Genomic DNA, 12235 nt, shown 5'->3' with positions numbered 1-12235 from the left:
CAGCGAAGCACAAAGGCGGGAGGCGTTCGCGGGGTGGTTGCATCACTACAATCATCACCGGTTCCACACCGCGATCGGTGGCCCTCCCGCCTCCCGCGTCACCAACCTCTCAGGTCAGTACACCTAGATCACCCGGGGTTCCGCTCCGCCCTCCGCGGCCATGCCGCGTCCGGCGTGCTCCCAGGCCTGCATGCCGCCGGAGACGTTGACCGCGTCCCACCCGGCCTGGTTCATCGCCGCTACGGCCTGCGCCGAGCGGCCTCCCACGCGGCAGACGACGTAGACCCGCTGGTCGCGCGGGACCTCGCCCGCGCGCTGGTTGAGCTGGCCGAGCGGGATGTGCGTCGCGTCGGGCGCGTGGCCCGCGTTCCACTCGTCGTCCTCGCGGACGTCGAGGAGGTAGGCGCCCTCGGGCACCTCGGTGACGTTGGCCTCCGGAACACCGCTGCCGAACATGTGACCCCCTGTATCCGTGCACTTCGAGAAATGTGAGATGCGGGGGAACCCGTCGGAAACCCCCCGCGTCCGAACTGTATGGCTCAGCACACCTTCGCGACGGCCCTGCCGACCCGCCTCGCCGCTCTCGCAGCCCTCGGCCTGCTCCTCACGGCCTGCGGCAACGAACCCGCCGAGGTGAACGCGCCGGCACCCGAGTCCGATTCCGCACCCGACGGGACCGGTCCCTCCGCGTCCCCCGACGACCCCTCCTCCGCCACGGACGCCCCCGCCCCGGGGGAGACGGGAGGCGGGGAGGCCGAGACCAGCCTCACCATCGAACGCACCCTCAGCGGCGGCGAGGGCCTGGTGCCCGCGGAGGGCTACGAGGAGGGGGTGTGGACCCTCACCTGCTCCCCCGCGGGCGGCGACCACCCCGACCCCGAGGCGGCGTGCGCCGAGATCGAGGAGGTCGGCACCGGCCCCTTCACCGGGGGCGACACCTCCGACACGATGTGCACGATGCAGGTGGGCGGCCCCGAGGTCGTCCACGTGACCGGGCACGTCGGCGGGACCGAGGTCGACACCGAGTTCAACAAGCGCAACGGCTGCGAGATCGAGCGCTTCGAGACCCTGTCCACGGTGCTCAACCCCTGACGGGGACGGTACCCGACGGCAGAACGGGGAGCCGGGCCGCGCCGCCCGGCTCCCCGTCGCGCGTACGGCTCAGCTGGTGCGCGCGGTGTGGGGCGTGTCCCAGAAGGCGACCTCGTGGCGCATGCCCTCCAGGAAGAAACGCTCTGCGCGCCCGGGCTCCGGAGCGGCCTCCTCCAGCATCCGCCCGTAGTACTCGGTGAGGCTGGTGAACTCCGGGGCGGCGTAGGTGTCGACCCACCGGCGGTAGCGCGGCTCCTCCGGGCGGTCGCCGGCGAGTGCGAGCCCGAGCTGGTTGTAGCCCCACATGCACGGGTACACGGCGGCGAGCCCGTCGCGGTAGTCGGCGGCGGCGTCGAGCAGCCAGGCGGTGTAGGCCGCGCAGGCCGGGCCCTTGTCCCGGGTGGTCAGGTCCGCGCCGAACTCCCCGGACAGTGAGCGGTGCAGCTCCAGCTCCTCGTTGAGGGTGCTGTGCGCGATGCCCACCAGGTCGGCGAGGTGGTCGTCGGGGGCCTGCCAGGCCAGCCGGGAGAAGGCCCGCGCGTAGTCGAGCAGGTAGAGGTGGTCCTGCTCCAGCCAGTACCGGAAGGCGCGCTCGTCCAGGTCCCCCCGGGCGATCCCGGCGACGGTCGGGTGCGCCAGCTGCTCGGCGACCAGCGGCCGCCCGATCTCATGGAGTCGTTCGAGAATTCCCACGCCCGAAGTGTCCCATCCGCCCTTTCGGAAACCCAGGGCGGCCCGGACCGTCCGGACAGTGCGGCCCGGCGGCCTTTCCGAAACTTTCGGGCTTTTTCGGGTTCCCCTGGATCCGCCTGACGAAACCCTTTCAAGGCAGCCCCTTGCCCTCTTTCGGATGCCGCAGGTCAACGCCTGCATGTGACCTATATCTCCCACAGGGGTTGACCTGCCTACCGCGACTACGTACATTCTCCGTCAGTAAGTTTCGATACTAATTTCGAAAGTTTCGGATCCCCATGGCACGCGGACCACCATCCGGGCACACGACATCCCCGCATCCCCACTGAGCACAGAAAGGCCCACCCACATGACCGGACCCTCGGAACACGTCGCGGACCGGGAGGACGCCGACGACGGTTGGCGGGACCCCTCCCTCCCCGACGCGACGCGCGTCGAGCGACTGCTGGGATCGATGACCCTGGAGGAGAAGGTCGCCCAGCTGCACGGTGTGTGGGTGAGCGCGGACGCCTCGGGCGAGGCCGTCGCACCTCACCAGCACGACCTCACCCAGGAACCCCCCGCCTGGGAGAAGGTCATCGAGCACGGCCTCGGCCAGCTCACCCGCCCCTTCGGCACCCTCCCGGTCGACCCCGCCGCCGGCCGGGCGTCGCTGGCCCGCAGCCAGCGGGAGATCATGGCCGCCAACCGCTTCGGCATCCCGGCCCTGGCCCACGAGGAGTGCCTGGCCGGGTTCGCCGCCTGGACCGCGACGATCTACCCGGTCCCCCTGGCCTGGGGCGCCAGCTTCGACCCCGACCTGGTCGAACGGATGGCCGCGCAGATCGGTGGGAGCATGCGCCGGGTCGGCGTCCATCAGGGCCTGGCGCCCGTGCTGGACGTGTCCCGCGACCCCCGCTGGGGCCGCACCGAGGAGACCATCGGCGAGGACCCCCACCTCGTGGCGACCGTGGGCACCGCCTACGTGCGCGGCCTCCAGTCCGCCGGGATCGTGGCCACCCTCAAGCACTTCACCGGTTACTCGGCCTCCCGAGGCGGCCGCAACCTGGCGCCGGTCTCGATCGGCCCGCGCGAGTTCGCCGACGTCCTGCTGCCCCCCTTCGAGATGGCCGTGCGCGACGGAGGCGCCGGGTCGGTCATGTCCGCCTACAACGACATCGACGGGGTGCCCGCCGCCGCGGACACGCGACTGCTCACCGGCCTGCTGCGGGACCAGTGGGGCTTCGAGGGCACCGTGGTGGCCGACTACTTCGGCGTCGCCTTCCTCCAGACGCTGCACCGCGTCGCCGACTCCGCCGAGCGGGCCGGCGCCCTGGCCCTGACCGCGGGTGTGGACGTCGAACTGCCCACCGTGCACTGCTACGGCGACCTGCTCACCGCCCTGGTCCGCTCGGGTGAGGTGTCCGAGGAGCTGGTCGACCGGGCCGCCCGGCGCGTGCTCCTCCAAAAGTGCGGGCTGGGGCTGCTCGACGCCGGCTGGTCTCCGGAGCCCGAGGATCCCGCCGTCCCCGTGGACCTGGACCCCGCCGAACACCGCGCGCTGGCCCGCGAACTCGCCGAGCGCTCGGTGGTCCTGCTCTCCAACACCGACGACGTGCTCCCCCTGACCGGCACCGGGGACCTGGCCCTGGTCGGACCGCTCGCCGACACCGCCGACGCCGTGCTCGGCTGCTACTCCTTCCCCGCCCACGTGGGCAGGCGCCACCCCGGCACCGCCGTCGGCGTGGAGATCCCCACCCTGCTGGAGTCCCTGGGCGCCGAACTGCCCGGCGTCCGCGTCGAGCACCGTGCCGGGTGCTCGGTGGACGGCGACTCCACCGACGGCTTCGCCGAGGCCCTGCTGGCGGCCGGACGCGCCCGGGTGTGCGTGGCCGTGGTGGGCGACCGCTCCGACCTGTTCGGCCGGGGCACCTCCGGTGAGGGCTGCGACGCGGAGGACCTGCGCCTGCCCGGGGTCCAGCAGGAGTTCCTGGAGGCCCTGGCCGACACCGGCACCCCCGTGGTCGCGGTGGTGGTGTCCGGGCGGCCCTACGTGCTGGGCCCGGTCGCCGACCGGCTGGCCGCCGTCGTCCAGGCCTTCCTCCCCGGTGAGGAGGGCATGCCCGCGGTGGCCGGGGTGCTGTCGGGCCGGGTCAACCCCAGCGGGCGCCTGCCGGTGTCCGTGCCGCGCACGTCCGGCGGTCAGCCCGCCACCTACCTCGGTCCCGACCTGGCCCACCGCAGCGAGGTCAGCTCGGTGGACCCGACCCCGCGCCACCCCTTCGGCCACGGCCTGTCCTACACCCGGTTCGTCTGGGAGGACCCGCGCGTGGACGCGGGCCCCGTCCGTCCGGGGGAGGTCCCCCGGGTGGGCACCGACGGGGAAGTCACCGTCGGCTGCACCGTCCGCAACGTCGGCGGCGCCGCCGGGACCGAGGTCGTCCAGCTCTACCTGCACGACCCCGTCGCCCAGGTGGCCAGGCCCCGCAGACAGCTGGTCGGCTACGCGCGGGTGCACCTGGAGGCCGGGGAGGCGCGGGCGGTGGACTTCTCCGTCCACGCCGACCTGGCCTCCTACACCGGCCCGGACGGGCGGCGCATCGTCGAGCCCGGCCGTCTGGAGCTGCTGCTGTCGGCGTCCAGCGAGGACGTCCGGCACACCGTGCCGGTCCTGCTCGACGGGCCCACGCGCGTCGTGGACCACACCCGGCGCCTGGCCTGCGGGATCCAGCTCGACCCCGTCGACCAGGACGAGCAGGCCGGCCGGAAGGAGGTCGCCGCACGCGGCTGAGCGGTGGGGGCCGCGCCCCGCGCGGCCCCCGGCCGAGCCCGCTCCCAGGCCCACTGAGCAAGCGCTTACCACCCGTCTCCGGCCCCTTCCGGCCGAACACTCCTCCACCCCCCGTACCCCCCGCTGACAGAGGAGACAACCACACATGAGCACCCCCGCCCCGACGGCCGGTCCACCCACGGGCCCGGTCCGCGTCGCGCTCGTGGGAACCGGGAACATCGCCCGCTTCCACGCGGAAGCGCTGCTGTCCCTGCCGGACCGGGCCGCGATCGTCGCCGCCGTCGACGTCGACACCCGCGCCCTGGACGTGTTCCGCTCCCGCTTCGCGGTCCCGGCCGGGTACACCGACCTGACCGCGATGCTGGACCGGGAACGTCCGGAACTGGTGCACGTGTGCACACCACCCGGCCTGCACCGGTCCCAGGTGGAGACCTGCCTGGGCGCGGGCGCCTCCGTGCTGGTGGAGAAGCCGCCGGCGCTGAGCCTGGCCGAGGCGGAGGGGATGGCGGCGGCCGAGGGCGGCGGGCGCGGGCCGTGGATGGCCACGGTGTTCCAGCACCGCTTCGGCTCGGGCGCCCGCCGGGTGCGGGCGCTGTCGGAGGCCGGCGTGCTGGGGCGGCCCCTGGTGGCGGCCTGCCACACGACGTGGTTCCGGCCCCAGGAGTACTTCGACGTGCCGTGGCGCGGCAGGTGGGAGACCGAGGGCGGCGGCCCCACCATGGGGCACGGCATCCACCAGATGGACCTGCTGCTCTTCCTGCTGGGCCCGTGGACGGAGGTGTCGGCGGTCGCCCGCCGCCAGGCGCGCGAGGTCGAGACCGAGGACGTCTCCCTGGCCCGGGTGGACTTCGCCAACGGCGCGGTGGCCAGCGTGGTCAACAGCCTGGTCTCCCCTCGGGAGGAGAGCCGGATCCGGATCGACTTCGAGCGGGCGACCGTCGAGCTGGTCCACCTCTACGGCTACGGCGACGGGAACTGGCGGATCACCCCCGCCCCGGGGTTCGAGGAGGAGGTCACGGCCGCCTGGGAGGCGGGGGAGCACGGCACCGACAGCGGTCACAGCGCGCAGATCGCCCGGGTGCTGGAGGCGCTGCGCGAGGGCACCGCCCCGCCCGTGTCCTCCGCCGAGTCGCTGCGGACGATGCGCCTGGTCGCGGGGGTCTACGCCTCCGCCTTCGAGGGACGGCCCGTCACCCCCGCCGACCTGGGGCCGGAGTCGCCGTTCCACGCGCGCATGGACGGCGGTGCGGTCCGGTGGTGAGGCCGCGCCCGCCGGCGGACGGCCCCCGCCCGTCGCCCGCGCCGAGGGGGACGCCGTGCGCCGCTACGTGATCCGCCGCGTGCTGTACATGGTCCCGACCCTGCTGGCGATCTCGCTGGTCGCGTTCCTGGTCATCCAGCTGCCCCCGGGCGACTTCCTCACCGCCTACATCGCGGAGCTGTCCGCGCAGGGCCAGGGTGTGGACAGCGCCCAGATCCGCGCCCTGGAGGAGAGGTACGGGCTCAACGACCCCTTCCTCGTCCAGTACTGGAACTGGATCTCCGGGATCGTCCTGGAGGGCGACTTCGGCCAGTCCTTCCAGTACCACCGCGAGGTGGCCGACCTGATGTGGGACCGGATCGGCCTCACCCTGGCCCTGGCCCTGGTCACCCTCCTGCTGAGCTGGGCGATCGCCTTCCCGATCGGGGTGTACTCGGCGGTCCGCCAGTACTCGCCGGGCGACTACGCGGTGACCTTCGTCGGGTTCGTCGGCCTGGCCACGCCGAACTTCATGCTCGCGCTGATCTTCGCCTGGGTGTCCTTCCGCTACTTCGGCCAGAGCGTGGGCGGCATCGTCTCGCGCGAGTACGCCGACGCCGCCTGGAACCTGGGCAAGGTCCTGGACGTGGTGTCCAACCTGTGGATACCGGTGCTCATCATCGGCACCGCGGGCACAGCGGCGCTCGTCCGCGTGCTGCGCGCCAACCTCCTGGACGAGCTGCGCAAGCCCTACGTCACCACGGCCCGCGCCAAGGGCCTGCCCGAGTGGCGGGTCATCCTCAAGTACCCCGTGCGCATGGCGCTCAGCCCCTTCATCAGCACCATCGGCTGGATCCTGCCCACGCTCGTGGGCGGCGAGGTGATGGTCTCCATCGTGCTGAGCCTGGAGACGACCGGACCACTGCTGGTGGAGGCCCTGCGCAACCAGGACATGTACCTGGCCGGGAGCTTCATCCTCGTCCTCGGCGTGCTGACGGTCGTCGGCACCCTGCTGTCCGACCTGCTGCTGGCCTGGTGGGACCCGCGCATCCGCCACCACCACGTCGAGAGGGTGTGACCCATGGCTGCCCTGCCCGACCGGCCCCCGCCCCCCGAGGGGCCCCGAGACGCCACCGCCGCCGGGCCCCCGTCCGCCGCGGACCCGCGGGGGGAGGCGCCCCAGCGCGTGCTCGTCTGGCGGCGCTTCCGCCGCAACAAGCTGGCCGTCGCCGGCGCGCTCGTGCTGTGCGCGCTGGTCCTGGTGTCGGTGTTCTCCGAGTTCGTCGCACCCAGCACACCGGACGCCTACAACGCCGAGCGCACCTACGCCCCGCCGCAGGCACTGCACGTCGTGGACACCTCCGACGGCTTCGACCTGGGCATGTACGTGTACGGCTACCGGGTGGAACGCGACCCCGAGACGCTCGCCAACACCTACGCCGTCGACGAGTCCGTGAAGATCCCCGTGGGCCTGTTCGTGCGCGGCGAGCCCTACGAGATGTGGGGCCTGATCCCCTCGGACGTCCACCTGATCGGCGCCAGCGATCCCGACCAGGACGTGTACTTCCTGGGCGCCGACCGCAACGGCCGCGACATGGCCTCCCGGATCGTCCACGGCACCCGGGTGTCGATGTCCATCGGCCTGGCCGGGGTCGCGCTGTCCTTCGTCCTGGGACTCGTTCTCGGCGGCCTGTCCGGCTACCTCGGCGGACGCGTCGACAACGCCATCCAGCGCGTCATCGAGTTCCTGATGTCCATCCCCACGATCCCGCTGTGGATGGGCCTGTCCGCCGCCGTCCCCCGCGAGTGGGGGTCGGTGCAGACCTACGTCGCCATCACCGTGCTCCTGTCGCTCATCGGCTGGACCGACCTGGCGCGCGTGGTGCGCGGCCGGTTCCTGTCGCTGCGCCAGGAGGACTTCGTGACGGCCGCCCGACTGGACGGCTGCGGCACCGGACGGGTCATCGCCCGTCACATGCTGCCGTCCTTCACCAGCCACATCATCGCCTCGCTGACCCTGGCCGTACCGTTCATGATCCTGGCGGAGACCTCGCTGTCCTTCCTGGGCCTGGGTCTGCAACCACCGGTCGTGAGCTGGGGCGTCCTCCTCCAGGAGGCGCAGAACATCCACTCGATCGCGGGCGCCCCCTGGCTGCTGCTGCCCGGGGCCGCGGTGACGGTGGCGGTGCTGGTGCTCAACTTCGTCGGCGACGGCGTCCGCGACGCCGCCGACCCGTACAGGTGAGGGAGGTGGCCGCCGTGGCGGCCCAGACCCGCGACGACGTGGTCCTGGACATCCAGGACCTCCGGACCCACTTCACCACCGACGACACCGTGGTGCGCGCCGTGGACGGGGTGGACCTGGCGGTCCGCCGTGGCAGCACGCTGTGCGTGGTCGGCGAGAGCGGCTGCGGCAAGAGCGCCATGGCCCGCTCGGTGCTGCGACTGGTGGAGCCGCCCGGCGAGGTGGTGGGCGGCAGGGTCCTGCTGCACCCGGAACAGGAGGGCGGGGAGCCCGTGGACCTGGCCGCCCTGCACCCCACCGGCAGGGAGATCCGCGCGGTGCGCGGCCGCGAGGTGGCCATGGTCTTCCAGGAGCCCATGTCCTCGCTGTCCCTGGTGCACACGGTCGGCAACCAGATCGGCGAGCCCCTGCGCGTGCACCACCGCGTGTCCCGCCGGGAGGCCCGCGAGCGCTCCGTGGACCTGCTCGAACGCGTGCGGGTCCCCGGCGCCGGGCGCGTCGTGGACTCCTACCCCTTCCAGCTCTCCGGCGGAATGCGGCAGCGGGTCATGATCGCGATGGCCCTGGCGTGCGGGCCGCGCGTGCTCATCGCCGACGAGCCCACCACCGCGCTGGACGTGACCACCCAGGCCCAGATCCTCGACCTGTTCGCCGACCTGCGCCGCGACACCGGCATGGGCCTGCTCTTCATCACCCACGACATGGGCGTGGTCGCCGAGATCGCCGACGAGGTCGCCGTCATGTACCTGGGCACGGTGGTCGAGCAGGGACCGGTGGACGAGATCTTCCACGACCCCCGCCACCCCTACACCCGCGCGCTGCTGGAGGCGGTCCCCCGGATCGGCGCGGCCCGCTCGCGCCGCCTGCCCACCATCCGGGGCGCCATCCCCGACCCCGGGAACCAGCCCACCGGCTGCGTGTTCCGCACCCGCTGCCCCGAGGCCGTGGAGGGGCTGTGCGACACCGCCGTCCCCCCGGTCACCGCCCCCGGGCCCGGCCGCCGGGTGCGCTGCCTCCTGGAGGGGGGCACCCCGCCCCCCGGCGGCACGGGCGCCGAACCGACCGGTGAGGAGACCGTCGATGCCGACTGAGACACCGGCCGGACCGCCGGACCCCGCGCCGCGCGGACCCGCGTCCGCGCCCACGGCCGAACCCGTCCTGAGCATCCGCGACCTGCGGGTGGACTACCCCGTGCGCGGGCGCTCACGGCGCGGCCCCCGACACGTGCGTGCCGTGGCCGGGGTGGACCTGGACGTGTACCCGGGCGAGACCCTCGGCCTGGTCGGGGAGTCCGGCTGCGGCAAGACCACCCTGGGTTCGAGCATCATGCGGACCCGGCCGGAGGCCGCCGGACGGATCCGCTACCGCGCCTCCGACGGCCGCGTCCTGGAGGCCCTGGCGCTGTCCGGCGACGACACCGCCGTCTACCGGCGCGAGGTGCGGATGGTCTTCCAGGACCCGCAGTCCTCCCTCAACCCCCGGATGACCCTGCGCGACATCGTCGGGGAACCCCTGCGGATGCTGCTGGGGCTGCGCGGTCAGGAGCTGGAGGCGCGCGTGCGCGAGGCCGTGGAGCGGGTGGGCCTGCACCCCGACCACCTGCGCCGCTACCCGCACGCGTTCTCCGGGGGCCAGCGCCAGCGGGCGGCCATCGCCCGCGCCCTGGTCCCGGGTCCCCGCCTGGTCGTGGCCGACGAGGCGGTCAGCGCCCTGGACACCTCCGTGCGCTCGCAGATCCTCAACCTCCTCCAGGACCTCCAGGACGACCTCGGCCTGACCTACCTGTTCGTCTCGCACGACCTGTCGGTGGTCGAGCACGTGTGCGACCGGGTCGCGGTCATGTACCTCGGCCGGATCGTGGAGGTGGCGCCCACCGACGAGCTGTTCCGGCGTCCGCGGCACCCCTACACCGAGGCGCTGATCTCCGCGGTGCCCATCCCCGACCCGCGGCTGCGCGGCACCCGCGAGCGCGTCCGGCTCACCGGTGAGGTGCCCGACCCCTCGCGGCCGCCGTCCGGATGCCCCTTCCACCCCCGGTGCCGGTACGCCACCGACCTGTGCGCCGCCGAGGACCCCGCGCCGCGCACCGTCGCGCCGGGCCGCACGGTGGCGTGCCACCACGCCGAGGAGCTCGACCTGGCCGGGATCACCGCGGACTCCGCGCCCGGCACCGCGACCACCGGTCCCCCGGCCCGCGCGACGCGGGAACCCCCCACGAGGCAGGAGAAGGACTCATGAGACGACGAACGGCAGGCGGCGGGAGGCGGTGGCTGGGCGCCGCCGCGGGAGCGGCGGCGGTCGTGATGACCACCGGGTGCACCTTCCTCTCCCTCGACCCCGAGGTCGAGGAGGGCGAACGGGTGGAGGGCACCGGCGAGGCGCCGGTGCTCGCCGCCCTCGTGGAGTCGGGCGAGCTGCCCCCGCTGGAGGAACGGCTGCCCGACGAACCGCTGGTGGTGGAGCCCCACGACCGCGTCGGCGTGTACGGCGGCGAGTGGAACACCGCCATCCTCGGCGTGGGCGACTGGCCCTGGCTCGGCAGGACCGTGGGCTACGAGAACCTCACCCGCTGGGACCCGGAGTGGCAGGAGGTGATCCCCAACCTCGCCGAGTCCTGGGAGTACAACGAGGACGCCACCGAACTGACCTTCACCCTGCGCGCGGGCCTGCGCTGGTCCGACGGCGAGCCGTTCACCTCCGACGACGTCGTGTTCGCCTTCAACGACATCTACAACAACGAGGCGCTGACGCCGGTCGCGGCCGCCAACCCCGGCACCGCGGAGAAGGTCGACGGGCAGACCCTCACCATCACCTTCGACGAGCCCGACGCCCTCTGGGCCGGGTACGACCTCCTCCAGTACCAGGTGGTGACCAAGCCCAAGCACTACCTGGAGCAGTTCCACATCGAGTACAACCCCGACGCCGACGAGCTGGCCGAGGAGGAGGGGTACGCCGGCTGGGTCGAGATGTTCGAGGACAAGGCCGGGGTGATCAACAGCGCCCAGTACTGGCAGAACCCCGACATCCCCACGATGTACCCGTGGCAGGTCGTGGAGCCGCTGGCCGACTCCGGGCGGATGGTGCTGGAGCGCAACCCCTACTACTGGAAGGTCGACACCGAGGGCAACCAGCTCCCCTACATCGACCGGGTCGTCTTCGACATCCTCCCGGACGAGGAGGTCATGCTGGTCAGGGCGCTCAACGGCGAGTTCGACATGCACTCGCGGCACTTCAACACCCTGGAGAACAGGCCCACCCTGGCCGAGGCGCGCGAGTCGGGCGGCTACGACTTCTTCGAGCTGCGGCCCGCGGAGATGAACACCGCGATGATCTCCCTCAACCTCACCCACGAGGACGAGGAGCTGCGCGAGACCTTCAACGACCGCGACTTCCGGGTGGCGCTCTCGCACGCCATCAACCGCCAGGACATCATCGACGTCGTCTACCGCGAGCAGGGTGAGCCCTGGCAGGGCGCGCCCCGCGAGGACAGCCCCTTCCACGACGAGGAGCTGGCCAAGCAGTACACCGAGTACGACCTCGACCTGGCCAACGCGCTCCTCGACGAGGCGGGCTACGACGGGCGCGACTCCGACGGCTTCCGCACGAGCCCGCGCGGCGAGACGGTGCGCTTCACGCTGTCGGTGCCCACGGACTTTCGCCCCGACATCGTGGACTCGATGGAGATGGTCGTCGGCTTCTGGCAGGAGCTGGACATCGACGTGGAGCTCAACACCGAGGACCGCTCGCTGTGGCAGACCCGCCGCGAGAACAACGAGCACGACGCCAACGTGTGGTCGGGCGACAACGGCATGATGGACGCGATGTACGACCCCCGCTGGTACGCGCCCACCCAGAGCGGGGAGTCCAACTTCGCCATCCCGTGGGCCCAGTGGTACGTCTCCGACGGCGAGGACCCGCGCTCCCAGGAGCCGCCCGCCGACGTGCGCGAGCACCTGGAGATGTACGACGCCGTCCAGGCCGAGCCCGACCCCGAGGCCCGCGAGGAGCTGATGCGCGAGTTCCTGGCGGTCTCCCAGGAGCAGTTCTACGCGATGGGCGTCAGCCTGAGCCCGACCGGCTACGGGATCGTCGCGGACGACTTCCACAACGTGCCCGGGTCGATGCCCTCCTCCGGCAACTACAACGACCCGGGGCCGACCAACCCCGAGCAGTACTTCATCGAGGAGTGACGGCC

At 72.7% G+C, this 12235-nt stretch carries 10 protein-coding genes and 1 pseudogene; 9 read left to right on the top strand and 2 right to left on the bottom strand.

Annotated features, from left to right (window positions below; genetic code table 11):
* Positions 1-127, top strand: a pseudogene (locus HGB44_RS30445) (IS481 family transposase); the annotation flags it as partial.
* Here the strand turns inward: HGB44_RS30445 and HGB44_RS30440 are convergent.
* Positions 124-456, bottom strand: coding sequence for a rhodanese-like domain-containing protein (locus HGB44_RS30440; protein ID WP_168444216.1), 333 nt, complete (start codon positions 454-456; stop codon positions 124-126). The pseudogene HGB44_RS30445 and the gene HGB44_RS30440 sit on opposite strands and share 4 nt — an antisense overlap.
* A gap of 78 nt (positions 457-534) precedes the next feature.
* On the opposite strand from HGB44_RS30440, the gene HGB44_RS30435 reads away from it, so the two are divergent.
* A complete protein-coding gene (locus HGB44_RS30435) occupies positions 535-1092 on the top strand; it encodes an SSI family serine proteinase inhibitor (RefSeq protein WP_061082875.1) in 558 nt (185 codons plus the stop codon).
* Positions 1093-1161: 69 nt separating this feature from the next.
* Here the strand turns inward: HGB44_RS30435 and HGB44_RS30430 are convergent, their stop codons facing one another.
* The gene (locus HGB44_RS30430) at positions 1162-1785 is read right to left on the bottom strand and encodes a TenA family protein (protein WP_061082876.1); all 624 of its coding nucleotides are present in this window, start codon (positions 1783-1785) and stop codon (positions 1162-1164) included.
* A gap of 349 nt (positions 1786-2134) precedes the next feature.
* On the opposite strand from HGB44_RS30430, the gene HGB44_RS30425 reads away from it, so the two are divergent.
* The 7 genes from HGB44_RS30425 (at position 2135) to HGB44_RS30395 (ending at position 12230) form a co-directional block, all read left to right on the top strand.
* A complete protein-coding gene (locus HGB44_RS30425) occupies positions 2135-4555 on the top strand; it encodes a beta-xylosidase/alpha-l-arabinosidase (protein WP_061082877.1) in 2421 nt (806 codons plus the stop codon).
* Positions 4556-4700: 145 nt separating this feature from the next.
* Positions 4701-5816: a Gfo/Idh/MocA family protein gene (locus HGB44_RS30420; protein WP_061082878.1), complete on the top strand. Its 1116-nt coding sequence runs from the start codon at positions 4701-4703 to the stop codon at positions 5814-5816.
* A gap of 55 nt (positions 5817-5871) precedes the next feature.
* Entirely contained in the window at positions 5872-6873 is a 1002-nt protein-coding gene (locus HGB44_RS30415) for an ABC transporter permease (RefSeq protein ID WP_026115342.1), read from the top strand.
* Positions 6874-6876: 3 nt separating this feature from the next.
* Positions 6877-8040 carry an ABC transporter permease gene (locus HGB44_RS30410; RefSeq protein WP_061082879.1) on the top strand — a complete coding sequence of 388 codons (1164 nt, stop codon included), beginning with the start codon at positions 6877-6879 and terminating at the stop codon, positions 8038-8040.
* A 5-nt stretch (positions 8041-8045) separates the two neighbouring features.
* Positions 8046-9131 (top strand): ABC transporter ATP-binding protein, encoded by a 1086-nt coding sequence (locus HGB44_RS30405; protein ID WP_061082880.1) that lies wholly within the window; start codon positions 8046-8048, stop codon positions 9129-9131.
* Entirely contained in the window at positions 9121-10278 is a 1158-nt protein-coding gene (locus HGB44_RS30400; protein WP_061082881.1) for an ABC transporter ATP-binding protein, read from the top strand. The genes HGB44_RS30405 and HGB44_RS30400 overlap by 11 nt, the downstream gene beginning before the upstream one ends.
* Positions 10279-10343: 65 nt before the next feature.
* Entirely contained in the window at positions 10344-12230 is a 1887-nt protein-coding gene (locus HGB44_RS30395) for an ABC transporter substrate-binding protein (RefSeq protein ID WP_061082882.1), read from the top strand.
* Positions 12231-12235 lie beyond the last annotated feature (5 nt).

Source organism: Nocardiopsis alborubida (assembly GCF_012396365.1).
GTDB lineage: Bacteria > Actinomycetota > Actinomycetes > Streptosporangiales > Streptosporangiaceae > Nocardiopsis > Nocardiopsis alborubida.
The sequence above is the reverse complement of the archived record's forward strand: the minus strand, read 5'-3'. Positions and strand labels throughout refer to the sequence as shown.

Bases quoted from the DNA above. Each gene is read 5' to 3' on its own strand.
- HGB44_RS30440 (WP_168444216.1), bottom strand. From the start codon at position 456: ATGTTCGGCAGCGGTGTTCCGGAGGCCAACGTCACCGAGGTGCCCGAG.
- HGB44_RS30435 (WP_061082875.1), top strand. From the start codon at position 535: ATGGCTCAGCACACCTTCGCGACGGCCCTGCCGACCCGCCTCGCCGCT.
- HGB44_RS30425 (WP_061082877.1), top strand. From the start codon at position 2,135: ATGACCGGACCCTCGGAACACGTCGCGGACCGGGAGGACGCCGACGAC.
- HGB44_RS30420 (WP_061082878.1), top strand. From the start codon at position 4,701: ATGAGCACCCCCGCCCCGACGGCCGGTCCACCCACGGGCCCGGTCCGC.
- HGB44_RS30410 (WP_061082879.1), top strand. From the start codon at position 6,877: ATGGCTGCCCTGCCCGACCGGCCCCCGCCCCCCGAGGGGCCCCGAGAC.
- HGB44_RS30400 (WP_061082881.1), top strand. From the start codon at position 9,121: ATGCCGACTGAGACACCGGCCGGACCGCCGGACCCCGCGCCGCGCGGA.
- HGB44_RS30395 (WP_061082882.1), top strand. From the start codon at position 10,344: ATGACCACCGGGTGCACCTTCCTCTCCCTCGACCCCGAGGTCGAGGAG.